We start from the raw sequence: 24,635 nt of genomic DNA on the forward strand, positions 1-24,635 counted from the left end.
GCGAACCAGTTTTAATTTAGAGCGCAATTAGCCCTCCCCCGGGGGAATTGCGGATCAGAAGCTATGGCCAACCATTAGTACTCATCAGCATGGTTGACCAAGTTGATGAGCTTAAAACTTAACGATATTCATAATCACAACGCCGAGCACGGTGGCGATACCGGTGTAAACTAGCGCCGCCACAATGGTCAACCATGTGCTTTTACTAAAGAATTTTTCATCCATAATTTAGGCCTCCTGGGCGTCAACGCGCGTCGTTAATTTGCTCTTGTTCAATAATAGGGAACTAGCGACGACAGATAATGAACTTAACGCCATCCCTAAACCGGCAAGTTCAGGGCTCAGACTCAAGCCGATACCGAAGAATAAGCCGGCCGCCACGGGAATACCGAGCGTATTGTAAATGAATGCCCAAAATAAATTCAGTTTAATCCGATTAAAAGTCTTGCGGCTGAGTTCGAGGGCGCGAACGACATCGCGCAAGTCGTTTTTGACGAGGACGATGCCACCGGATTCGATGGCAATGTCGGTCCCCGAACCCATGGCAATCCCGATATCCGCCGTGGTTAGGGCGGGCGCGTCGTTAATGCCATCACCAACAAAAGCGACGGGGCCCTCAGTTTGAAGTTGTTTAACGTGGTCGGCCTTGTCACCCGGTAAAACGTCAGCGATCACTTGGTCGATACCGACTTGTTTGGCAATGGCTTGGGCGACTAGTTCGTTATCCCCAGTCAACATGACGGTCCGTAAACCTTGCGCTTTGAGTTCGGCGATGGCGGTTGCGGAAGTTGGTTTCGGCGCGTCTTGAATCGCGATTAGACCAATGACTTGGTCACTTAAACCAACGAGAACGACCGTTTTGGCTTCATTTTGAAGTTGGGTCATTTGTTGCGTTAAGTCGGACGTTAAATGGTAGTCGTTTAATAATTTGTCATTACCGATAAAGGCTTGTTGAGCGCCAATTTGTGCTTGCACGCCTTTACCTTGAATCGCTTGAAAATTTGTGGCGGCGGTCGGCGTGACGCCGGCTGCGTTAGCACGGTCCATGATGGCGGCGGCTAACGGATGTTCGGAAGCGGCTTCGAGTTGGGCGGCAATCGTTAAGACTTGCGTTTCATCACCCACGATATCGGTGACTTTGGGCTTGCCGTTTGTGATCGTCCCCGTTTTGTCGAAAACGACCGTTTTAATCGTGTTGGCAGCTTCTAAGACTTCACCGTTTTTAATTAGAATACCCATTTTAGCGCTACGACCGGTCCCGACCATTAATGCCGTCGGGGTGGCGATGCCAAGCGCACACGGACAAGCAATGATGACTACGGAGACTGCAAATAACATCGCGTTGACGACGCTAGCGCCGAGTAAAACGTACCAAGTGAAGAATGTCAGAATAGCAATAATTAATACCGTTGGGACAAAGATGTCGGCGATTTTATCGACCGTTTTTTGAATCGGCGCGTGACTCGTTTGAGCCTTTTTAACCATTTCGACGATTTGTGACAACAACGTATCGTTACCAATCTTATTGGCCTTGAACATAAAGGTCCCGGTGTTATTCATGGTCGCGCCGATGACACTATCGCCAGCGCGCTTTTCGACCGGCATACTTTCACCGGTGACCATGGATTCATCGATAGTGGAAGAACCTTCCGTAATAACCCCATCGACGGCAATCTTTTGGCCAGGTTTGACCCGAATCAAGTCACCTACCACGACTTCGGTCAACGGAATCTTAACGAGTTGGCCGTCCCGCATGACTTCGGCGTCTTTTGCTTGTAAATCGAGCAATTTTTCAACGGCCCCGGAAGCGGAGTGCTTCATTTTGTCTTCGAAATATTGGCCTAATAAGATGAAAGTAACGACAAATGCGGCACTTTCATAGAAAACGGCTTGGTGATTTAACATTGCATAAATGCTGTAAAAGTAAGCCGTCGCGGTTCCAACGGCGACGAGGGTGTCCATATTGGCGTGATGATGGCGAAAAGCGGCCCACGCACTTCGCAAGAAGGGGCCCGCTGAGACAATCATGACCGCCGTCGTCAGTAAAAACATTGTCCATTCGTGGCCGGGTAAACTGAAGCCGAACGGTTGGAGCAGCATTTCAATGAGCATGGGAAACGAAACGACTAATGAGAAGACGAAGCGGTTTTTGACTGACATTATTGCACGACCACCTTTCCAAGCGCCATGTTCATGCCGCACGTAAATTCATATTCGCCGGCTTTACTCGTGTCGATATCAAAGGTTTGCGGCGTGTTGAGGGGTAGGGGGTACTTTGTCGTATCTTTTGGTAAGATCACTTCGTCCAAACAACCGGTCGTGCTGATGCGATTAAAGGTTAGTTGGGCCGGTTCACCTTGCTTGAAAGTCACGGTATTCGGCGTATAAGCGCCATCGACGGTAATTGTTGCAGTTTGTAATTTAGTCATAATGATAATCTCCCTTATTTAATGATGACTTTGCCGTGGAACATGTTCATGCCACAGGCGTATTCGTATTCGCCAGGTTTACTCGTATCAATATTGATGGCGGTATTTTGATCTTTGGCTAAAAACTGATTGATTCCAAAATCGGGGAAAACGACTTGTTCTAAACAAGTGGATGGGTCCTTGCGGGTGAAATTGATGTTGGCGGGGACCCCACGTTTTAAGACAACGGTGTTCGGCGTATAGCCGCCATCAACTTCAACGTTGACGGCTTGTTGGTCAGCCGTTTGGTCGGCAGCGGCAGTAGTTTCGGCGTGTTTGCCGAAGAACCACCAGACAATAAAGGCAATTAGCCCCAAAGTAACGATTGTAACGATTAATTTAATCATGTAACTCAGACTCCTTATGTTTACGTTTGTAATCAATGAAGTAAGTATAGTCTCATCGTTTACAAATGTCAACGACAAAAATCAAGGAATTATGCCGAGGTGAAATCAGGCTAGTGATTACAAAAAAACCGGCGCTGCTGGGATGTCCCTAAAGCAGCGCCGGCCTTGCCTGAGCGGTTATTTAGATTTGATTATCGAAGGGGTACTTCATGCCCCAAGCGTTCCGGACACTGTTCAAAATATGGCTGACATCGTGTGATGTTGCCAATTGACCGTCATCATGGCCTGTTTCGATATAGCGTTGCATATCACGAACTTCGTAACGGAGTGCTTGGTCGGCATCGCCGGCCGTCAAGGTTTCGCTTTGACTGGCGTGGGCGTCTTCCGTATAAGTCACTTCGGCACTCGTCGCCCGAGGATAGTTGTTGATTTCAACGTAACCCTTGGTCCCTGAAATAACGCCACGTTTTGGCTGCTTAGCCCGCATGGATAAGGCCATGACGGCTAGTTGTTCTTCGTCGTTTTTCAAAATAATCCCGGATTGTTCGTCGACCCCAGTTTCGAAGAACTTGACGGTCGTCAGGGTCGTGTTAGGTTGGCTGGCTAAGAACGTACGAGCAAAGGCAGTTGCGTAACCGCCAATATCTAACAAGGCGCCGCCAGCTAATTGCTTGTTGAAGAAGCGGTTCTTCGGGTCATAGTCCTTCAAACTCCCAAAGTTAACTTGCACTAACTTGATTTCACCAAGCTTGCCACTAGCGATTAAATCCCGAACTTGGTTATAAATTGGCATGTGATAGAGGGTGAAGCCTTCCGTTAAAATCAAATGTTTGTCAGCGGCGAGTTGTTGAACTTCGTCAAATTGACGCGCATTGACCGTGATAGCTTTTTCACAAAAGACGTGTTTGCCTGCATTCAAGGCCGCTTTAATGTAGCCAAAGTGATACGTATGTGGCGTGGCAATGTAAATGACATCCACGTTGGGGTCAGCAATCATTGCATTGGCGTCGGTGAACGTCTTCGCGATGTGTTTTTCGGCGGCAAATTTTTTCAACATGTCTTCATTAACATCGGCAACGGCATAAACTTGCCCATTCACGTCATTAATCGCATCGGCCATTTCATGCGCAATCCAACCTGTCCCAATCATACCCCAGTTATATTTTTTCATTATGCTTCATCCTTTCTAATTTCGTGAACTGTCCCGGCCTCGTCAAAGGCGAAAGCCCGGGTAACTAAATTTTTAAAATAAGACGTGGCGACCACGCCGTTTTGTTGACTCACTTGCGCGTTGAATGCTGACAACTGCGACCAGTCGCTGGCGTGTACATCTAATAGCAGGTTGCCGTTCGGTGTCCGGACCCAGCCCGCCATTTGGTCGGCCGTCCGGATAGTGGCTTGATAACCGGCAGCGGTTACAAAATGTTGTACGTTGGCCACGGCTGGTTCAATAACTTCTAAGCACAGCGGCAAGTCGGCATTGAGCGTCGGTGTCAAGCGGCTGAGCGGCATTAAAATAATGTACTGATCAGCCCGTTCGGCGTAAATCTTTTCTAATGAATGAATGCCACCGTTACTCTTTAAGGCATTCAAATGCGTATCTAAACTGTCACAACCATCAAAAGCTAAGTCGATGGTCATGGAAGCCGTCAAGTTAGTGATGGGTAAGCCGAGTTGAACACAAGTCGTCCGTGTCAATTCCGATGGTGACACGATTGTTAAGTCCAAAGCTGGGCGTTGCGCTAAGGCGTGCGCTAAATGGGCGACATTGCTGCCGCCACCTAAAGCTAGCGTCATGCCAGGTTTGATTAGCTGTAGCGCAGCTTGAATAATAGGTTCGATAAGCTAACACCTCTGATAAATATTTTTTGTAATTTATTTTCACGAATAGTTATATCACGAAAATTAATTCACGTCAAATTAATTTAAAAGTTGACAATTACAGCGAAAGTGAGTAAATTAGTCTTAATAAAAATTTCACAATTTATTTATTTGAGAAAGGGACTTTCAACATGGATATTAAAGAACTATTGAATCCCGCGGTGATGATCCTAGATTTAGCGGCGACCGATAAAATGAGTGCCATTGATGAAATGGTTGACCAGTTATTTGAAAGCGGTGTCATTAACGACCGCGAAGTTTATCGCGCGGATATTTTAAAACGGGAACAGGAAACTTCGACTGGCATTGGGGATGGTATTGCGATGCCGCATGCCAAAAATGCGGCAGTCCAACAAGCCACGGTCTTATTTGCCCGGAGCCAAGCAGGGGTCGATTATCAATCATTAGATGGTCAACCGGTACACTTGTTCTTCATGATTGCGGTGCCGGCACAGGCCAATGAAATGCATTTACAAACTTTGGCGGCGTTATCGTCACTATTGTTAGATAAACAATTATTAACTGATTTGCAGACGGTTACTAGTCCGGCCGCCGTCCAACAGGCTTTTGAACAGGCCCAAGCGCGGCAAACTGCCCCAACTAAAGCCGTGCCGGTCGCGGCAGATGCCCCGTTAGTCTTAGCGGTGACCGCTTGTCCGACTGGAATTGCGCATACGTATATGGCCGAATCCGCCTTACTCAAAGCGGGGGCTAGTCTGCAAATTCCTATCAAGGTTGAAACGAATGGTTCGGAAGGGGTCAAGCACCAATTAAGTGCCGCTGATATTAAGCGGGCCGCCGGTATCATTATTGCCGCTGACAAAAAAGTTGAAGTGGCGCGCTTTGCGGGTAAACCTGTGTTACAAGTACCCGTTGTTGATGGCATTAAGCGGCCGGAAGCGTTGATTAAACAAGCTGCGGCTGGCGACGCGCCGATTTTTGATGATTCAGGTAATACCACTGCGGCTACGGCCACTGATGAGAAGCAGGGGATCTGGCATCATGTTTACCAAGATCTGATGAGCGGGATTTCCAACATGTTACCATTTGTGGTCGGCGGGGGGATTTTAATGGCCTTGTCGTTTATGTTGGAACAAGCGTTAGGTAAAAGTTCATTGGCATTCACGTTCCTCAATTCATTAGGGACGAATGCCTTTAGTTTCTTAATTCCGATTTTAGCCGGCTTTATTGCGTATTCAATTGGTGACCGGCCGGCGTTAATGCCCGGGTTTGTCGGTGGGTATATGGCCACCCAAGCAAGTGCCAGTATTGTTAAATCGACGGGGAGTGCCGGGTTTATTGGTGGAATCATTGCGGGTTTTCTGGCAGGTTATGTGATTGTTTGGCTGAAACACGTCTTTCGTAAGTTGCCGCAATCACTGGATGGCTTGAAACCGATGATTATTTTCCCAATCTTAGGATTATTCCTAGTCGGGGTGGCGATGTACTTTGTGATTGACCCGATTTTTTCCATCGTCAACTTATTCTTGATCAAATTATTAACGAATATGGGCACCGCCAACGCCGTGTTACTCGGCGCCATTTTAGGTGGGATGCAAGCCGTTGACTTAGGCGGACCGGTGAATAAAGCGGCATACACGACCGCCATTGGGGTCCTAACGGAAACGGGCAATGGGAGTATGATGGCGGCCGTGATGGTCGGTGGCATGGTGCCACCATTGGCGATTGCTTTAGCCACGACGATTTGGAAACATAAATTTACGGCCGATGAACGCAAAGCCGGCGTCAGCAATTATGTGTTAGGCATTTCTTTCATTACCGAAGGGGCAATTCCGTTTGCGATTGCGGACCCGATGCGGGTGATTACGTCATGTGTGATTGGTTCAGTCTTAGCGGGGGGCTTAACGCAATGGTGGCAAGTCCGCGTTCCAGCTCCCCATGGTGGCTTATGGGTGGTATTATTAATGCAGCACCCGTTGTACTTTGTGGCCGCGCTCGTTATTGGGGCGTTAGTCGCTGGCACGATTTATGGTTTATGGCGGCCGCAACGGGACCAACAAAGCGCCGAATAAGGAGTTGGCAGCATGGACAACGATAATATTATTGACATTATTTACGGCAATCTGGGGTCGATGACCCAGACTGACAAAAAAATTGCCGGTGTGATTTTAGCGAATCCACAAAAAGCTATCAATTATACGATTTCAGAATTAGCGACGCTCGCGGCGGTCAGTGAAGCGTCAATTTCCCGCTTTTGCAAAAATTTGTCACTGACCGGTTTTCATCATTTGAAAATTGAACTCGCCAAAGTTTCTGATGACGAAGCGACGTATTATGATGAAATTAACATTGATAATATCCAACAGGCGTTGACGACGATTAAAACGAATAAAGTCGCGGAAATCAGCCATACGTTAGATAGTTTTAAAACGCCGACGGTCAAAAAAATCTTGCAAGTGATCGACCAGGCCCGCGTCTTACAAATTGCGGCCGAAGGGAATACCTTTCCGGTAGTTGCGGATGCGGTCTATCGTTTCAATCAGATTGGCATCTTAGCAATCGGGACTGAATCTTGGGAAACCGCCTTAGCGCAAACCCTGAATTTAACCGAGCGCGATGTCTTATTAGTGATTTCCAATTCCGGTGAATCCAAAGCACTACTGCAACAAATCAATACGGCCCATCAACGAGGCTTGCAAGTCATTGCGGTCACTAACCGTAACGATTCACCCATTGCGTTACAGGCCGATTATCATTTACGGACGGCGGTACGCCAACAAGTCTTAAATGCCGAATATTATTTTTCACGCGTTGCGGCGATGACGGTGACCGAGGCGTTATTCTTACTTTTGATTGCGGAAGACCGGCAACGGTTGAGTTATATTCAACGGCATGAAAATTTGATTTCGACGTTGAAAGTATAAAAAAGAGTGGTCTTCAAGGCGGTTAGTTTGCGAGCATTAACGTGGGACGAGTGATGGTGCCTGGGCTTGGCACCATTGCTCATCCCGGGTTAAGCGGAACAAACTGCCTTGAAAATCACGTTTCGACAATCAAGATAAGGAAAAGACGCCAGCGATAATTCCGGTTCTTGCTAGTAGTTGGTTATTGCCGTAGTTGGCTGACGTAATTCCATCGTCCTGGGACCGGTCCAAGCCTGAGAAGCGGTCTTGGACCTCGCTTTTGAGCCTGAAGCCCAAGTCTCAAAAGACGTCCGTGGTGTAAACGGGCCAAAAACGCCCGTTAACACCACCTTCAGGACGATTCCATTACGGTCAGCCAACTACTAATCTCAGCTCAGTTTCAAAATCATGTTAAGTATATGAAGTTACGAAAATCATAATCAATAGGTAGACAATGGTAGAGTTGCGCGCGGTGAGTTGATTATAAAATGGGGTAGCAGTTAATTTTTTTAAGCTGTGCCATGTTATATGACTAATAGTGAAAACTTCAGTTAACGTAGATTTGCTGATATTTGGAAAGGCCGCTTGAAAATCAGGTTACGACAATTAGAATAAGAAAAAGGCACCAGCCGGAAGTTTCGAAACTTTCGGCTGGTGCCTTTTTGATATAGCGATGTTTAAGCTTAATCTTCTAAAGCGGCCATATGTGCTTCAACCTTAGCGGCGTAGCGTTTGTTACCACGATAGAGATCGTAAGTCGTCCAAGCGAGTAAGGACAAGACGCCGGCAATCAAAATGTAGGCAATGATATTGGCAATTTGAACTTGAGCGTTAGTTGGATTGTCACCAAAGAACGCTTGAATTTGGTCCGGTAACCCAATCATGTTTAAGTAAGTTAAACCGATAACGGAAACCCAGCCTAAAACGCGGACCCATAACGTATTTTTGAAACCTTTGCCCATTTCAACTTCGCTGTTAGTCATCATTAATAATGGCAACATCGAGAATGGGAGGGCAAAGGCCAAGAACACTTGGGAGTTGTTCATTAAGGTGTTTAAGGCCGTATGTTCTTCGACGCCACCTTTGGAACTCGTGAAGAGGACACAAAGCAATACGGGAACCACGGATAACAACCGTGTCACTAACCGTCGTACCCATAACGGCGTCCGCATATGAATGAACCCTTCCATAATAACTTGCCCAGTTAACGTTCCAGTAATCGTCGAGTTTTGCCCCGAAGCTAATAAAGCGACGGCGAACAAGACTGACAAGGCCCCGGACTTGGCAACGGCAATCAGTAAGCCGTTACTTAGCATGGAAGTATCGGATAGGGCTTGGAACAACCCGAAGAACGATGGATCTTTAACAGCGCCCGTCTTGAAAACGGCGACCCCCATGATTAATAAAAGGGAGTTAACGACAAAGGCGAACGTTAATTGGATGTTGGAATCCCAAGTCGTGAACCGCACTGTGCGCGCGATATCTTCTTCATCGTTACGGTCGATCTTCCGCGTTTGTGAAATTGCGGAATGTAAGTACAAGTTATGTGGCATGACGGTTGCCCCGATAATCCCAAGGGAACCAGTTAAGGCCGTCATCCCGCCGACAGGGTGGTCGGTTGAAAATGTGGCAGCTGAAGGCACTAAGCCCCGCACAATGCCACCCCAGTCAGGATTTGATAAGGCAACTTGATAAACGAATACGAATAAAATGACTAAAATCAAACAAACGACTAAGGCTTCAATCTTACGGAAGCCAATCTTGGTCAATAACAATAGTAATAACACGTCAAAAACGGTAATAAAGACCGCAATGACTAACGGAATGTGGAACAGTAAGTACAACGCAATCGCCGCCCCAATAACTTCAGCGATATCGGTTGCCATAATGGCCAACTCCGTTAAAATCCATAATACAATTCCTAACTGCTTACTCGTCCGTGCCCGAATTGCTTGGGCTAAGTCCATTTGGCTGACGATTCCCAGTTTAGCTGCCATATATTGTAATAACATGGCAATTAAACTCGACATTAAAATGACTGACATGAGTAAGTACTGGAAGTTTTGCCCCCCAGTAATCGACGTGGACCAGTTACCCGGATCCATATAACCAACGGCGACTAATGCGCCGGGACCGGAATAAGCAAATAGCGTGCGCCAGAAGCCTTTCCCCTTAGGTACTTCGACTGTCCCATTAATCTCTTGTAACGACGGGCCGTTCGCATATTCCAATAATTTATGCTTATGCGCCGTCTTGTTTTCCCCAATACTCAAACCTAATAGGCCACCTTTCTTAACTCTTAAGCCTTTGATATTGTACCGTATATTTTATGAAAGTAAAATGTTTTTTTAGGGTTGCCTACAAAAATAGTTGATTCGATATAAAATCTACCTACTTAGACCCTCTATACGTAAATTTTGATGAAGATTATTAGTTTCGTCACGAAATTAAAGTTATCACTCGATAATCAGTAACCAACGCTTTGCAGGTGTTGAATAAACCGGCAAAGTTTTGGAGACTATTGGGATTGCTTTACGAAAATTTACATTAGAACATAAATTAATTGATTGGAGAAGTGTAACACTAGTCATCTAAACTGCGGGGTATCAAGTTAAATATTTTTTAGTTAGGGTAATTAACTAAATTTGCAAAAATGGGAGCGTTTCTTTATATACTGGGTTTGCTTTCAGTAAATTGATATAATCAGATCAACATTTAAACGGTGTGATAATAAACAACGTTCACTATTGCAGTCGTTAAATGAATATGCTATTATCATTGTACTTAATAGCGCAGATTTATATTTCAGTTACTTTGAGGGTGATGGCGAATTATACGTTTGAGCTAATTAATCATTAACCTGACAAATTAACGAGTTAGGAACATTATTTCACCGGCGAGGATCAAAAGGTTGATGCTTTACGGGGGCAAAAACAAAGGGGATACCACTAAAATGAAAAAAATTGTTGGCAGTTTATTAATGAGCAGTACGTTATTATTCACCGTTGTTGCACCAGTCGTTGCGAATGCAGCGTCTACTTCGGACAACACTGTCCAAGGGACAACCGATGCAACGGCCACTTTTACTAAGGGGACTGAAGTAACAACACCAGTTGACCCAAGTAACCCATCAACCGATGGTAATGATGGTTCATCAACCGGTGATGGGAATAACGGTAGTACTGACACTGGTGACTTAAAGTTACTTTACGTAACGGACAAATTAGACTTCGGTTCACATGAAATCAACTTCTCAAACGCAGCAACTTACAACGCTACTGAAGGGGATACGACTTCATTATGGGATGTAAGTGGTACTAAGAAGGCCGTTGTTGAAGTTGCCGATGTTCGTGGGACGAACGCGGGTTGGAATTTGACGGTTACTGGTTCTAACATGACGAGTGGTTCTGATGAATTAAAGGGTGCGACCTTAGCCTTGCCAGAAGGTACGGTTACTTCTACTGGGACTAACGGTGGCGCAACTGCCATTGCTGCAACTAACGTTTTAGGAACGTCAGCCTCAGTTTTAAATGCTGCCAGTGGTACGGGTGCTGGGGTAACTGCTGATCAATTGGATCCTTCAACAATCAACTTAACGGTTCCAGCTAACGCCGCTAAAGCGCAAACTTACTCTGCAACTTTAGACTGGACTTTGAGTGACGCACCAAAATAATTTTTTCTACTAAGGTGGCTACTTTTTATGGTGGTCACTTTTTATTACATAGATAGTTTTATATAATTACTAGGTGATAACTTTTAATGAGGGGGAGCAAGACGATGCGATTTTTTACAGCTACCTGGCAAAAGATTTTATTAGTTGGGGCGTTAGTGATGGGGTTACAACTAGTTCAACCAGCATTGGCGGCTAAAAACAGTAGCAGTAGTAATAGTAGTTCAGTGGCCCAGTCCGGGTCGATTGGGTTTAGTGTTAGTGCTAAGATTCCGGATAATCAAATTCATAAGAAGAATTCTTATTTTGATTTGAAGATGACTAAAGGTAAGAGCCAAGTCTTAAAGACAGTTATTTACAATACGACTAATCGGGACATCAAAGTTCAAACGGCAATTCACACGGCATATACGAACACAAATGGGGTCATTGATTATGTAACGCCGGCCAAAACTTATGATTCATCGTTACTATATAAGATGAGTGATATTACGAAGTTGCAAGGCGCTAAAACGGTGACCGTACCGGCGAATGGTTCGAAAGTCGTTTCCGCGCAAGTAACGATGCCTAATAAGAACTTTAACGGGGTCATTCTTGGTGGCTGGTACTTCCGGCGTGCTGACGATAAGGTCACTGGGACGGTCAAGGGCTCAATGAATATTAAGAACCAATATTCATATGTGATTGGCTTGAAGTACACTGAAGGCACGGTACCCAGCCCGAAGCTGACCTTAGAAAAAGTCACTGCTGGTATGGAAAACTATCATCGCGGTATCTTTCCATACTTACGAAATACTTCCGCTACGATTATTTCTAATTTAACGATGAACACGACGGTTACTAGTAAAAATAGTGGCAAAGTCGTCAAGAAAGAAAAGAAACAAAACGTACAAATTGCACCAAATTCGTTCTTTAAATACCCGTTATTAACTGGTTCGACGAAGTTACAAGCGGGCAAGTATCATTTACACATGGTCGTCAAGAATAGCGAACATCGGTGGGTCTTTGATAAAGACTTTACGATTAGCGAAGCGACTGCCAATGAATATAATAAGAAGTCCGTTGATAATGCCGGGATTAATATTATTTGGTTTATCGTCTTTGGCGCATTAGGCATGTTGATCTTAGTTTTATTGATTTTATGGTTGTTCTTCTTCTTAAAAAAGCGACGTCAAAATAAGGATAAGGATTAATAAGTTTGCTAGCGGGGGGCGTTTCGGATGCAAAAAATGATTTTTAAAGCTGTCGGGGTTTTAGTGATAGTGTTGAGCTTCACCATACCAGCGATGGCGGCATCGTCTGGTGATACGCAAGCGCAAGTGAGCTTTTATGAAACGACGACGCGTCATTATTATGAAGATGGGATTAGTCCACAAATTCCTAATGGGCAAGCTGCCTATCATGTGGTGACGACCAAAAATGCGTATCAGACCGGCCAATCAGCTAGTGGTTGGTTGATGACTAAGAATGCGAATTTGCGGTTGCCACAAACGGCTGAAGCTTGGACTTGGTATTGGGGTGTGCTAGGTTTGATGATTTTGGCGGTGGTTATTTTAAGCGAGTTAGTGTGGCGTGAGAAAAAGGCCGAATTGATGGGGGGCAATGACTAGTGCGTAAACATAAATTACAATTAATTTTATTAATGTTTTTGGGGCTAGTTATGGCTGGGCTAGCGATACCTACCACGGCGCAGGCCGCGACGATGGCGGACGTCATGAGTGGAACTGGTAACAGTTTTAACAAAATGATTGGGAATGTTGTTTTTGGTAATTCGGGTGGTGGTCTGAGTTTGTACCCATCTTTAACGGCGATTACTGCAAATAATACGTCTAATAACCGGATTACGACGGCAACCACACAAGTGAAAATCACTTTTGATGGGACGATTACCGGTAGAGGTGGCGGTAAAATCAATGGTCTGTATTATGATTTAATGAATAGTGATGGGACTTCAGTACAAACTGGGACCCATACAATTGTAGTTAACAATACCAATTCCACCACTTTAATATAGTAAGTCAGTGACACTAACGGTTGACCTTTCAGATTTGCGCGACCGGTTACCGTTGATTGTCGGGTTCCGTTATAATTCGTCGGACGGGGAAGTTGCCTATGGCTTTGGGACTTTAGGGTCAAATTCCACGGTCGCCGATGCGTTGAATCCGACGATTGACGATGGTTTGACGGGAACCAGTACTAAAATTACCGGTACTGGGACTGCTGGTGATACGATTTCCAGTGATGTCAATAGTGTCACCACGACCGTTGGCTCAGATGGCAAATACTCGTTGGATTTAGGTCAAGCGATTGGGTCAGCGACCACGGTTAAAATCACTGAAAGTAACGCGACGGGTGATTCTAAATCAGTGACTGGCGATGTTAAACAAAAGACATTGGATATTACGAGTAAAACGACTGACGTTAGTATGCAACCGGATGACTTAGTCGCAGTTGGTAAAATGACTTCTGATGATGAGGTCATCAAGTGGTTAGTTGACCAAACTGGCATTAGCGCCACGCCATCCGATGGTAGTGATGATACAGTAACGTATGCGAACGATGACACTGGACTGGTTGATAAGCTCAAAGCCTTGGGTGATAACGAATCCACGACGATTAATATTTATGGTAAAGATGGTGACTTGAAGTCCGATAGTGTGGCGGTCACTGTGACGAACCATCTTGGAACGTTATCGTTTGGATCGCTATCAAGTAGTATCAGCTATGGTTCCATGGAGGTCCCCGCTAAGGAAACGCTATTTGCACCGACGAGTAACTGGGATGTCAGTATAAAAGATACCCGGGCGACGGGCTCGCAATGGACCTTAACCGCTTCGGCGACTGCCATGACCTCAACAAGTGGTCATACCATTCCTGGTGGGTTAGTTTATCGCGATGGGGATACTAAGACCAATTTAACCGATAATGCGACAACGATTGATACCGGCACGAAGGCTGCCAGTGTGGAATCTACAACGGTTACGGATGATTGGTCGGCAACTAAAGGGATCTTTTTAGATGCACAACCGAGCGTTTACGCCGATACTTACAACGGCACGGTTAATTGGAGCTTACAAGATACACCATAGTGATGATTAAAAACTGTTATTAGTTTTCAAAGTGATTTGAGAACTAATGGCAGTTTTTTATTTTTATGGGCTAGAAAACGTTTACACGATTTAGTAAGCATGCTAAAATGAAGTCATTCGAACGAGTGGTCATTCGAATGACTACTGACGATTCAAACTTGAGGAGGAATTTTCAATGAGTACTTTTTCAAAAGACTTTTTATGGGGTGGCGCGGTTGCGGCGCATCAACTTGAAGGTGGCTGGCAAGCCGGCGGCAAAGGCGTTAGCTTAGCGGACGTCATGACAGCTGGCGACAATGAGACCCCGCGTGAAATTACCGATGGGATTATCCCCGGCAAAAACTATCCGAACCATGAAGCGATTGACTTTTATGGTCATTACAAAGACGACGTGAAATTATTCGCGGAACTCGGCTTGAAGTGCTTCCGGACGAGTATTGCCTGGACGCGGATTTTCCCTAATGGTGACGAAGACGAACCTAACGAAGCGGGTTTGAAATTTTACGACGACTTATTCGATGAATTGCTCAAATACAACATCGAACCAGTCATCACGTTATCGCATTTTGAAATGCCTTACCACTTAGTCACTGAATATGGTGGTTGGCGTAATCGTAAACTCATTGATTTCTTCGTTAAATTTGCCAAAGTTGTTTTCAAACGTTATCAAAACAAAGTTAAATACTGGATGACGTTCAACGAAATTAATAACCAAACTGGTTTGAACAAGTGGGGCTTATTTACCAACTCCGGAATTTTAGTCCAACCTGATGAAGATGCCGAAAAAGTCATGTATCAAGCGGGGCATTATGAAGCCGTTGCGAGTGCGTTAGCGGTTCAAATTGGCCATCAAATCAATCCTAAGTTCCAAATCGGCTGCATGTTAGCAATGGGACCAACGTATGCCGCGACGACCTCACCAAAAGACGCCATGAAAGCTGAACGCGCGATGCAAGCTAACTATTGGTTTGGCGACGTTCAATGTAAAGGTCGCTATCCTGGCTGGTTGAAACGTTACTTCGAACGCAAAAACTTTGATTTAGACATCACTTTAGAAGATTTAGATGTTATCAAGGCGGGGACGGTTGACTATATTGGTTTTTCTTACTACGCTTCACACGTGATTAAAGCCGACGACAACGAACCGGAAGATTACATGACACCATTACACAACCATGAAGTTAAAAATCCCGCTTTGGAACGGTCGGACTGGGGTTGGGAAATTGACCCAGTTGGGTTACGCTATTCGATGAACTGGTTCAGTGACCGCTATGACTTGCCATTGTTTATCGTGGAAAATGGGTTCGGGGCCTTTGATAAAAAGGACGAAAACGGCCAAATCCACGATGACTACCGGATGGATTATCTCCGTCGGCACATCGAACAAATGAAGTTAGCTGTAGACGTTGACGGCGTTGACTTAATGGGTTACACCCCATGGGGCTTCATTGATTTAGTTTCCGCGGGTACCGGTCAAATGGACAAACGCTATGGCATGATCTACGTCGACAAAAACGACGCTGGCGAAGGCACACTCAAGCGCGGCAAGAAAGATTCCTTCGCTTGGTACCACCAAGTCATCGAATCCAACGGCGAAAACTTAGCTTAGTCTTGCAATATGCCGCTCCGTCAGTCCGGTTCAGCACGCTGTGGGGACCGGTCGCAGCCAAAGGGCGGTCTGCAACCTCGCTTCGAAGCCTGAAGAGCAAGTCTTCGAAGACGTCCGCAAAGTAAGGCGGCCAAAAACACCGCCTAACATTGCAATCACAGCGTACTGAACCGGACTGACTGCGCTAAATTGAAGCTAACCGTTGTATCGTGCGATTTTCTACTAATGATAAATTGGGTGTTCAAGATCAGATGTGCATTCATGATTTCTCGGGTTGCTAATTACGTCGTCGTATTTAGCTTGAAATCGCTAGTAATACCATTATCGTGAATTTGCACGGACTATCAGCATAAATTAACTACAACGAAACCGATATAATCATGTAGTAGCAATTTAGCTGTCGGCTGACCGTGATGGAAGCCGCCATGCGGGTGGCGTTAACGGGATGGGGCTGTATCCCGTTTACACCACGGACGCCTTTTGAGACTCGGGTTGTAGGCTCAAAAGCGAGGTTCCAGACCGCTCCTCAGGCTGGAACCGGTCCTCATGGCAGCTGGAATTACGGCCAGCCGGCAGCGGCAAAGCAAATACAATAAAATTAAGTTATAATTTGAATAACCAAACGTCCCTCAGTCGTGCTGGCTGGTGGGCGTTTTTTAGAAAAGGGGTCTGAGTATGACGCAGTTAAATACCGCGGCGTTGATTAAAAAATTAATTGCGGACATTCAAGCGGGGGCGCTGACGGATGCCCATCATAAATTGCCGGCCGAACCGGAATTGATGGCGCATTATCAAGTGACTCGCTATACCTTGCGCCAAGCGTTGCAGTCGCTGAGTAAGATGGGCTATACGTATCAAGCACACGGCGTTGGCACGTTTGTGCGGCCGCAACAAGCGGGTTCGATTGCTTTAGCGCATCATGGCGGCCTTACCGCTGAGATGGCGCGCCTGGGCAGTAAGTTGACGACGACCAAAGCCGAAGCGGCGCCGACAACGCTGGCGCAGGCGGCATTTCAACCGTCGGAAGCGACGTTAGCGGCTGATGATCCGTTGACGGCCGTGACGCGCTTACGAGCTAAAGATGGCCAGCCGTATTTGATGGAGCAATCGTATTATCGCCAAACGATCATTAAAACGATTCCGGAGACGGCCCTTTACGGTTCTTTGTTTAATTACTGTGAAGCCCAACGCGATAGTCGTATCGGGTGGATTGATCAGGTCATTATGAGTGAGCCGCTACCGGAAGTGGCCGCTGAATACTTGAATTTACCCGTGGGAGCGCCATGTCTGGTCGTCCAAGATGAGACTTATTTGAGCACTGGAGAACTGTTGGCGTTTTCCAAACAGTATTACGATTATCGGCAAGCTAAATTTTTTATGGTAAAAAAAGTCCACTGAATGCTAGTTATGAACGTTAGTGACTAGTGGTAACTAATTGAATTCTAACCCAAAAGGCATTGAGGTCTGATTATAATAGGCTTCAATGCCTTTTTTGGTATAGCTAAGAATTTATATTTTAAGACCGTAACAAATGAATGTTTCCATCTTGACAACGTCGTTAAGTGGCTTCAAAACTCGTAAAAATCATAAATAATCAGTCATTTGTTCTCAAAAGAACATAAAACATTCATAACATTCATAAACTCGTTCAAACGAACGTATACCGGTATTGAAAGCGTATACAAACGAACGTATCATAATAAATGAAAAATAAGTTAACAACAAATCAGGAGGAATTATCATGGCTGATAAAAATATTAATGATGTAACGCGCGAAAGCTGGGTTTTGAATACCTTCCCGGAATGGGGCACTTGGTTGAATGAAGAAATTGCTGATAAAAAAGTTAAACCAGGCACGTTCTCAATGTGGTGGTTAGGTTGTACCGGCATCTGGTTGAAGACCGCTGAAGATACGAACATCTTAGTGGATATGTGGTGTGGAACCGGTAAGCAAAGTCATGGTAATGGCACGATGCGCAAAGGTCATCAAATGCAACGGATGAGTGGCGTGCAAGCGATGCAACCAAACTTACGGAACCAACCATTCGTCATCGACCCCTTTGCGGTTAAAGATGTGGATGCCTTGTTCGTAAGCCACATTCACAGTGATCATTTAGACGTCAACACCGCGGCCGCCGTTAACAAGAACTGTCCGGACGCCAAGTTCTACGGTCCAGAAAAAGTTTGTGAAATTTGGCAAAGCTGGGGCGTGCCTGCTGAAAAGACCGTCGTCGTTAAACCGGGCGATGAAGTCAAAATCGGCAAGACGACCGTTAAAGTCTTAGAAGGTTTCGACCGCACGGCGTTAGTTACCGAAGATGATCCGGACGTTACGTTGAAAGGTAAGATGCCCCAAGACATGAACAAGATTGCCGTGAACTACTTGTTTGAAACGACTGGCGGGAACCTTTATCACGCGGCCGACTCCCATTATTCCAACATGTTTGCCAAGCACGGTAACGAAAATCACGTCGACGTTTGCTTAGGTGCTTATGGCGAAAACCCTCGGGGGATTACCGATAAAGTAACTTCGGTCGATATCTTACGGATGGCCGAATCCTTGAAGACTAAAGTCGTGATTCCAGTGCATTACGACATTTGGACCAACTTCATGGCTGACCCTAAAGAAATCACGATGTTATGGAACTTCAAGAAGGACCGGTTGCAATATAAATTCAAGCCATACATTTGGCAAGTCGGTGGCGAATTTACGTATCCCGATGACAAGGACAAAATGGAATTCAACTTTGACCGGGGCTTCCACGATGCCTTCTCAATTGATAACGATACGCCATTCCCATCATTCCTTTAAAATTAAGAAAAGTTGGTGACCACAAATGTTGTTGAATGATTTTTTAGCCAAAGATTTAGTTGATATCCGCCAAGCGCCCGCTAAAGATTGGCGCGACGCCCTCCGGCAAGCTGGGGCCAAGTTAGTTGAACATCACTACATTAAGCCCGGTTACTTGGATGAAATTATTTTAAACGTTGAAAAGAACGGACCATATATCGTCATTGTCCCGGGCGTTGCGATGCCGCACGCCTTAGCGGAAAGTGAAAATGTCCTCGGAACCGCGATTAGTTTCACGAAGTTTCCTGAACCAGTGATTTTTGATGAAACCAATCCGGATTCACACGCGCAACTGTTCTTTACCTTAGCGGCGAAGGACCCCGATGAACACTTGCAAAATATCAGTGATTTATCGGACTTGCTCATGACGGATGGTTTAATTGAAAAACTGTTAGCTGTTAATAGTGTCGCGGATTTCCAAGCCATTATTGACGCGGAGAGCTAAGGAAAGGGGAAGCTCATGGCGCAATTCTTAGATATACTTCTCAAAATTTGGGATTACTTTGCGAATAACATTTTAACGCAACCCGCTTACATGATTGGGTTCATCGTCTTGTTGGGTTACATGCTAGAAAAGAAACCATTATATGAATCGATCGCCGGTTTTTTGAAAGCGGTTATCGGTTATATGATCTTAATGGTTGGGTCCAGTGGCTTGGTTAACAGTTTCCGGCCAATCTTGACCGGGTTAAAAGATCGCTTCAACTTAACAGCGACCGTGATTGACCCTTACTTTGGTCAAAATGCCGTTACCGACGGGCTGATGAAAACTTTCGGTCGGACGTTCGGTGACGTCATGTTACTCTTGCTCTTTGCCTTTATTTTTAACATCTTGTTAGTTCGTTTTCAAAAGTATACAAAATTGCGGGCGGTCTTCACGACTGGTAACGTTCAAGTCCAACAAGCAGCCACCGCATTTTGGCTCTTACTGTTCTGCTTCCCTAAGATGGGCCGTATCGAAGTCCTCCTAGTGATGGGGGTTATCCTCGGCTTATACTGGGCCGTGGGTTCGAACTTAACGATTCGTTATACCCAAGACTTAACGGATGGTGGTGGCTTTGCCATTGCCCATCAACAAGTCTTCGGGATTGCCTTTATTTCATGGTTATCTGATAAGTTCAAAGCTCATGAAGAAAAGACGCATAAGAGTGCCAAACGGTTGGAAGATATCCAATTGCCCGGCTTCTTAAAAATCTTCAACGAAAACATGGTCGCCACTGGGATTTTAATGCTGTTCTTCTTCGGGATTATCATGTTAGTACTTGGTCGGCCATACTTTAATCAAGTGTATGTCACGAGTAAAGGGGCCTCTGGTTTAGCACCGAATGCCAGCTTCTTATTCTACATCTTAACGACGTCACTGAGTTTCGCCGTTAACTTGGCCATCTTGCAATTAGGGGTCCGGACTTTCGTCGGCGAATTGACTGAAAGCTTCACCGGGATCTCTGACAAACTCTTGCCAGGTTCCGTCCCTGGGATCGACGTGGCCGCGACATTTGCCTTTGGCGAACCCAACGCCGTCACGATCGGCTTCTTATTCGGGGCCTTAGGACAATTTATCGCCATTGGTGCCTTGCTCGTTTTCCATTCACCAACCATTATCATTGCCGGATTTATTCCGTTGTTCTTTGATAACGCGGCCTTTGGGATTTACGCGAACAAACGGGCCGGCGCGAAAGCCGCCATGCTGTTACCATTCTTGAGTGGTTTGATTCAAGTCTTCGGCGCCGCCTTAGTTGCGACTTGGGTTGGTTTATCCAAGTTCGGTGGTTACCTCGGGATGTTCGACTGGGACACCGTTTGGCCATTCTTCACCGTCTTAATGAAGTACTTAGGCATCTTCGGGATTATTGCCGTCGTGATTATCTTGGTTGTGATTCCACAATTGGAATACCGCCACGACCCGAAGAACTACTTCTTGATGGTTACCGATTATGATCAATATAAAGAAAATGTCGCTGCGAAAAAAGCAGCTAAATAACTCACACAACCAATATTAGGGGGAAATATATTATGAATATCTTAGTTTCTTGTGCAAATGGTTCCGGTACTAGCTTGATGATGATGCGCAGCGTGCAAAAAGCTTTCAAGGCGCTCAACTTACCCATCTCCAAGATTGAACATACGAGTTTAGCAGAAGGTAAAAGTAACGCGCGCTCATATGACATCGTTTTCACCCCGATGAACTTTGTCGACATGTTCGATGAAGCCAAAGCTAAAGGCGTCATTATCATCGGCGTTAAAAATGTCATGAGTGACAAAGAAATCGCCCAACGTGTTCAAGATGAAACGGACTTAGTGAAATAATTGATGACACGGCACAAGCGAACTTTGAACGGTTCGCTTGTTGCATTTAATCGGAGGTAATAACATTGACAAAACCAAATTTACAAGTAGCTTTAGATAATAACACCTTAGAAAGTGCCTTAGCCGACGTTAAGGCGGTCGGCGACATTGTGGATATCGTCGAAGCGGGGACCATCTTGATTTTACAAGAAGGGACCAAAGCCGTTTCTTCATTACGCGCGCTTTATCCTGAAAAAACGATTATTGCGGATACGAAATGTGCCGATGCTGGTGGCACCGTTGCTAAAAACATGGCCGATGCCGGCGCTGATTGGATGACTTGCATTTGTGCCGCCACGATTCCAACGATGAAAGCTGCCAATGAAAAGATTGACGAAATCCAAGTTGAACTTTACGGTAACTGGACCAAGGAAGACGCGCAAGGCTGGTTAGACGCCGGGATTACGCAAGCAATTTACCATCAAAGTCGCGATGCACTCTTATCAGGAGTAAGTTGGGGTGAAAAAGACTTAAATAAGGTTAAAATGTTAGTAGATATGGGATTCCGAGTTTCAGTTACCGGGGGCCTGAGTGTCGATAAGTTAGCCCTCTTTGAAGGCGTTAATGTGTACACCTTTATTGCTGGTCGCGCCATTACTCAAGCTGATGATCCAGCTAAAGCGGCCCAAGCGTTCCAAGATGAGTTACACCGCCTTTGGGGTGAATAACTTAATATCATAGTAGATCGGGGATGTTATCGTGAAGAATTCATTAGAAAATGTTCAGAGTCGACGCGATCGGATTGTTGAAATTACCAAGAAGACTGATTCAATCGCGGTCAAAGCACTAGCAGATCAATTAGGAGTATCCGAAATAACGGTGCGCCGGGATTTGAAAGCGCTTAATGACATGGGGCAAGTTAATTGGCACCATGGCGTAGTAGAAAAAGTCGATGCCGAGTCGACTCAAGGGAATTCTTTGCGGTCCAAGATCGAACAGTTAAAAGATAGTATTGCCGCCGCGGTGCCAAGTTATATTAGTGATAACAGCACCTTGTTCGTGAATTCAAGTTCACTTTGTTGGCGCGCCATCAATCAACTGGCCGTGAAGCCACTAACGATTATTACGAATAATATTCGGGCTACCGAGTGTGTCCGGCATCCCGAAACGTCGATTATTTTAACCGGGGGCGAAGTGCGCTACCCGAAAGAATCGTTAGTGGGCACAGTGACCATCCAACTGCTCGAAACGATGCAATCGGATTACACGTTAATCGGTTGTGATGGGATTAGTGTTGAAAATGGCGTGACCACGCAAAACATTTACGAAACCCAAGTTAATAGTACGATGATTCAACGGACGAAAAAGAAGGTCATCTGTGTGGCCGATTATCGGAAAATTGGGGTTTCCAGTAATTATCATGTCGTTGACTTATCAGCCGTCGATGTGCTGATTACGGATAGTTTTGCTAACGAAAGTGTCATTCATGAATTCCGCCGGCGGGGGATTGAAGTGGTTCAAGTCGCCAACTAGGAGGAGTTACCATGGTTTCATTAGGAATATACGAAAAAGCCTTACCGGCGACTGATTCGTGGCTGGAACGGTTACAATTGGTCAAACAGTTAGGGTTTAACTTTTTAGAATTATCAATTGATGAAAGCGACGAACGCCTCGCGCGGTTGCAATGGACCAAAGCCCAACGTGCCGAAGTCCGCGATGCGATTTGGGCCACCGGGGTCCGGATTCATACGTTAATGTTGAGTGGTCAACGGCGCTTTCCATTAGGGTCGGCCGATGCATCCATTCGCGAAAAGAGTTTGACGATGCTTTATCAAGCGATTGACCTAGCCTCAGACTTGGGAATTCGCAACATTCAACTCGCCGGCTACGACGTGTACTACGAACGAAAGACCGTGTTGTCCCGCGAATATTTCGTGGAAAACTTGGCCAAAGGGGTCGCGTATGCGGCGGGCAAAGAAATTATGTTAGACATCGAAACGATGGATGACCGTTTTATTAACTCGCTGCAAAAGATTCGCGACATTAAAGCGCAAATTCACAGTCCATGGCTGCAAGCGTATCCCGATGTCGGTAACTTGACCGCCTGGCCGACTAACGATGTCGCCCATGAATTGGAACTCGGGCTCGACAATATCGTGTCGGTGCATTTAAAAGACACTCAACCAGTCACGGCGACTAGTGATGGTCAATTCCGGGACGTGCCGTTTGGTGATGGCACCGTCGACTTTGAAGGTTGCTTGCGGACGTTAAAACGGCTTGATTACCAAGGTGCCTTTACGATTGAAATGTGGACCGAAAAGGCAGCGGATCCGATTAAAGAAGTGCAATTAGCCAAAGAATACTTTGACGACTTATTCGTCAAAGTTGGCTTAACTCAGGAGGTTGCTCATGCTTGAAGCATTAAAACAAGAAGTCTATGAAGCCAATATGCAATTACCAAAATTAAACTTAGTCACGTTTACGTGGGGCAACGTCAGCGGGATTGACCGTGATAAAGGCTTGTTTGTCATCAAGCCAAGTGGGGTCGCCTACGAAGATTTAAAGGCCAGCGACATGGTGGTTTGTGACTTAGATGGGCAAATCGTGGAAGGTGCGATGAACCCTTCCAGTGATACGCCGACGCACGCGATCTTATATCGGGCATTCCCGGAATTAGGTGGCATCGTGCACACGCACTCACCATGGGCCGTCTCGTTTGCCCAAGCGGGGATGGATATTCCGGCTTGTGGGACGACGCATGCGGATACGTTCTACGGCCCCGTGCCCGTTACACCGGGCTTGAGCAAAGCTCAGATTGCCGATGATTATGAAGGCAATACCGGGCGCGTGATTGTCGACACGTTCAAGAAACGGGCCCTCGATACGGACGCGGTGCCGGGCGTCTTAGTTCAAGACCACGGTCCGTTCACTTGGGGCGCCACTCCGGACAAAGCGGTCTACAACGCCAAAGTCTTAGAAGTGGTGGCTGAAATGAGCTATCACACGATGCAACTTTCCGGTCATTTAGACGCTTCGGTGCCCCAGTACTTGTTGGACAAGCACTACTACCGCAAGCACGGTGACAACGCCTATTACGGTCAAAACAATCCTAAATCAATGACGCATGAACATACGCTTTAGGAATTGATGTGATTGCCGCTGTCGGTCCGCTTGACAGCTAGTTAATGATTTTCTCCTTAAAAATATTGATACGATTGGAACGCTGGTGATTTTGGTCATCAGCGCTTTTGGGTTGGCGTGGGGTAGTTTGTCGCCGGTCGTCAGCTAGGTCCGCACCGTGGCCCAGACCTTGAGCCAAAGGGCGGTCTCAAGGGCGGTTTTGAGCCTTGCAAACCCCGCCAGTCTCAAAACACGGGGCATGTTCTAAGCGACCAGAAAACACTCGCTAAGAACATCGACACGGTGCGGACCTAGCTGACGACCGGCTGAAGGGACTTTTGTTGTGTATGTGGATGAACATTACTTAGTTGGTGCAAAAAGTCAGTGCTATTTCAGTTATATGGTAGATTGTAAAATTAATCCGAACGCTGTTCGGACAAAAAAGATCAG

At 45.8% G+C, this 24,635-nt stretch carries 23 protein-coding genes; 17 read left to right on the forward strand and 6 right to left on the reverse strand.

The window, feature by feature from the left end:
• Positions 1 to 228 precede the first annotated feature (228 nt).
• From DY78_RS09495 to DY78_RS09515, 5 genes are all read right to left on the reverse strand, one after another.
• The gene (locus DY78_RS09495) at positions 229 to 2,160 is read right to left on the reverse strand and encodes a copper-translocating P-type ATPase (protein ID WP_029778878.1); all 1,932 of its coding nucleotides are present in this window, start codon (positions 2,158 to 2,160) and stop codon (positions 229 to 231) included.
• Positions 2,160 to 2,429: a cupredoxin domain-containing protein gene (locus DY78_RS09500; protein WP_024624288.1), complete on the reverse strand. Its 270-nt coding sequence runs from the start codon at positions 2,427 to 2,429 to the stop codon at positions 2,160 to 2,162. Before DY78_RS09500 ends, DY78_RS09495 begins: the two co-directional genes overlap by 1 nt.
• A gap of 14 nt (positions 2,430 to 2,443) precedes the next feature.
• Positions 2,444 to 2,815 (reverse strand): cupredoxin domain-containing protein, encoded by a 372-nt coding sequence (locus DY78_RS09505; RefSeq protein ID WP_024624287.1) that lies wholly within the window; start codon positions 2,813 to 2,815, stop codon positions 2,444 to 2,446.
• Between the two features lie 181 nt (positions 2,816 to 2,996).
• Entirely contained in the window at positions 2,997 to 3,986 is a 990-nt protein-coding gene (locus DY78_RS09510) for a Gfo/Idh/MocA family protein (RefSeq protein WP_024624286.1), read from the reverse strand.
• Positions 3,986 to 4,612: a ribose-5-phosphate isomerase A gene (locus DY78_RS09515; protein WP_235810662.1), complete on the reverse strand. Its 627-nt coding sequence runs from the start codon at positions 4,610 to 4,612 to the stop codon at positions 3,986 to 3,988. Before DY78_RS09515 ends, DY78_RS09510 begins: the two co-directional genes overlap by 1 nt.
• Positions 4,613 to 4,827: 215 nt before the next feature.
• On the opposite strand from DY78_RS09515, the gene DY78_RS09520 reads away from it, so the two are divergent.
• Both DY78_RS09520 and DY78_RS09525 read left to right on the forward strand, forming a co-directional pair.
• Entirely contained in the window at positions 4,828 to 6,729 is a 1,902-nt protein-coding gene (locus DY78_RS09520) for a PTS fructose transporter subunit IIABC (RefSeq protein ID WP_024624284.1), read from the forward strand.
• Positions 6,730 to 6,741: 12 nt separating this feature from the next.
• Entirely contained in the window at positions 6,742 to 7,581 is an 840-nt protein-coding gene (locus DY78_RS09525) for a MurR/RpiR family transcriptional regulator (RefSeq protein ID WP_024624283.1), read from the forward strand.
• A gap of 662 nt (positions 7,582 to 8,243) precedes the next feature.
• Here the strand turns inward: DY78_RS09525 and DY78_RS09530 are convergent.
• Positions 8,244 to 9,827, reverse strand: coding sequence for an Nramp family divalent metal transporter (locus DY78_RS09530; protein ID WP_156404117.1), 1,584 nt, complete (start codon positions 9,825 to 9,827; stop codon positions 8,244 to 8,246).
• 686 nt (positions 9,828 to 10,513) lie between these two features.
• On the opposite strand from DY78_RS09530, the gene DY78_RS09535 reads away from it, so the two are divergent.
• The 15 genes from DY78_RS09535 (at position 10,514) to DY78_RS09605 (ending at position 24,206) form a co-directional block, all read left to right on the forward strand.
• A complete protein-coding gene (locus tag DY78_RS09535; RefSeq protein ID WP_024624281.1) occupies positions 10,514 to 11,233 on the forward strand; it encodes a WxL domain-containing protein in 720 nt (239 codons plus the stop codon).
• A gap of 104 nt (positions 11,234 to 11,337) precedes the next feature.
• Positions 11,338 to 12,423: a WxLIP family cell surface protein gene (locus DY78_RS09540; protein ID WP_029778875.1), complete on the forward strand. Its 1,086-nt coding sequence runs from the start codon at positions 11,338 to 11,340 to the stop codon at positions 12,421 to 12,423.
• A 27-nt stretch (positions 12,424 to 12,450) separates the two neighbouring features.
• Complete coding sequence (locus tag DY78_RS09545; RefSeq protein WP_024624279.1) at positions 12,451 to 12,840, forward strand: hypothetical protein; 390 nt, start codon at positions 12,451 to 12,453, stop codon at positions 12,838 to 12,840.
• Positions 12,840 to 13,244: a hypothetical protein gene (locus tag DY78_RS09550; RefSeq protein ID WP_051385195.1), complete on the forward strand. Its 405-nt coding sequence runs from the start codon at positions 12,840 to 12,842 to the stop codon at positions 13,242 to 13,244. The genes DY78_RS09545 and DY78_RS09550 overlap by 1 nt, the downstream gene beginning before the upstream one ends.
• 7 nt (positions 13,245 to 13,251) lie before the next feature.
• Positions 13,252 to 14,319 (forward strand): cell surface protein, encoded by a 1,068-nt coding sequence (locus tag DY78_RS09555; protein ID WP_156404116.1) that lies wholly within the window; start codon positions 13,252 to 13,254, stop codon positions 14,317 to 14,319.
• A gap of 175 nt (positions 14,320 to 14,494) precedes the next feature.
• The gene (locus tag DY78_RS09560; RefSeq protein WP_024624278.1) at positions 14,495 to 15,928 is read left to right on the forward strand and encodes a 6-phospho-beta-glucosidase; all 1,434 of its coding nucleotides are present in this window, start codon (positions 14,495 to 14,497) and stop codon (positions 15,926 to 15,928) included.
• A 675-nt stretch (positions 15,929 to 16,603) separates the two neighbouring features.
• On the forward strand, positions 16,604 to 17,326 hold the full coding sequence (locus tag DY78_RS09565) for a GntR family transcriptional regulator (protein ID WP_024624277.1): 723 nt from the start codon (positions 16,604 to 16,606) through the stop codon (positions 17,324 to 17,326).
• Between the two features lie 343 nt (positions 17,327 to 17,669).
• Complete coding sequence (gene ulaG, locus DY78_RS09570) at positions 17,670 to 18,740, forward strand: L-ascorbate 6-phosphate lactonase (RefSeq protein WP_024624276.1); 1,071 nt, start codon at positions 17,670 to 17,672, stop codon at positions 18,738 to 18,740.
• Positions 18,741 to 18,765: 25 nt separating this feature from the next.
• Complete coding sequence (locus DY78_RS09575; RefSeq protein WP_024624275.1) at positions 18,766 to 19,224, forward strand: PTS sugar transporter subunit IIA; 459 nt, start codon at positions 18,766 to 18,768, stop codon at positions 19,222 to 19,224.
• A 15-nt stretch (positions 19,225 to 19,239) separates the two neighbouring features.
• The gene (locus DY78_RS09580; protein WP_024624274.1) at positions 19,240 to 20,760 is read left to right on the forward strand and encodes a PTS ascorbate transporter subunit IIC; all 1,521 of its coding nucleotides are present in this window, start codon (positions 19,240 to 19,242) and stop codon (positions 20,758 to 20,760) included.
• A gap of 32 nt (positions 20,761 to 20,792) precedes the next feature.
• The gene (locus DY78_RS09585; protein ID WP_024624273.1) at positions 20,793 to 21,086 is read left to right on the forward strand and encodes a PTS sugar transporter subunit IIB; all 294 of its coding nucleotides are present in this window, start codon (positions 20,793 to 20,795) and stop codon (positions 21,084 to 21,086) included.
• 65 nt (positions 21,087 to 21,151) lie between these two features.
• On the forward strand, positions 21,152 to 21,793 hold the full coding sequence (locus DY78_RS09590; protein ID WP_024624272.1) for a 3-keto-L-gulonate-6-phosphate decarboxylase UlaD: 642 nt from the start codon (positions 21,152 to 21,154) through the stop codon (positions 21,791 to 21,793).
• Positions 21,794 to 21,824: 31 nt separating this feature from the next.
• Positions 21,825 to 22,598 (forward strand): DeoR/GlpR family DNA-binding transcription regulator, encoded by a 774-nt coding sequence (locus tag DY78_RS09595; RefSeq protein ID WP_024624271.1) that lies wholly within the window; start codon positions 21,825 to 21,827, stop codon positions 22,596 to 22,598.
• Positions 22,599 to 22,609: 11 nt separating this feature from the next.
• Entirely contained in the window at positions 22,610 to 23,482 is an 873-nt protein-coding gene (locus DY78_RS09600) for an L-ribulose-5-phosphate 3-epimerase (protein ID WP_024624270.1), read from the forward strand.
• Positions 23,475 to 24,206 carry an L-ribulose-5-phosphate 4-epimerase gene (locus tag DY78_RS09605; RefSeq protein ID WP_024624269.1) on the forward strand — a complete coding sequence of 244 codons (732 nt, stop codon included), beginning with the start codon at positions 23,475 to 23,477 and terminating at the stop codon, positions 24,204 to 24,206. The genes DY78_RS09600 and DY78_RS09605 overlap by 8 nt, the downstream gene beginning before the upstream one ends.
• Positions 24,207 to 24,635: the final 429 nt, after the last annotated feature.

This window comes from Lactiplantibacillus fabifermentans DSM 21115 (assembly GCF_000498955.2).
Lineage (GTDB): Bacteria > Bacillota > Bacilli > Lactobacillales > Lactobacillaceae > Lactiplantibacillus > Lactiplantibacillus fabifermentans.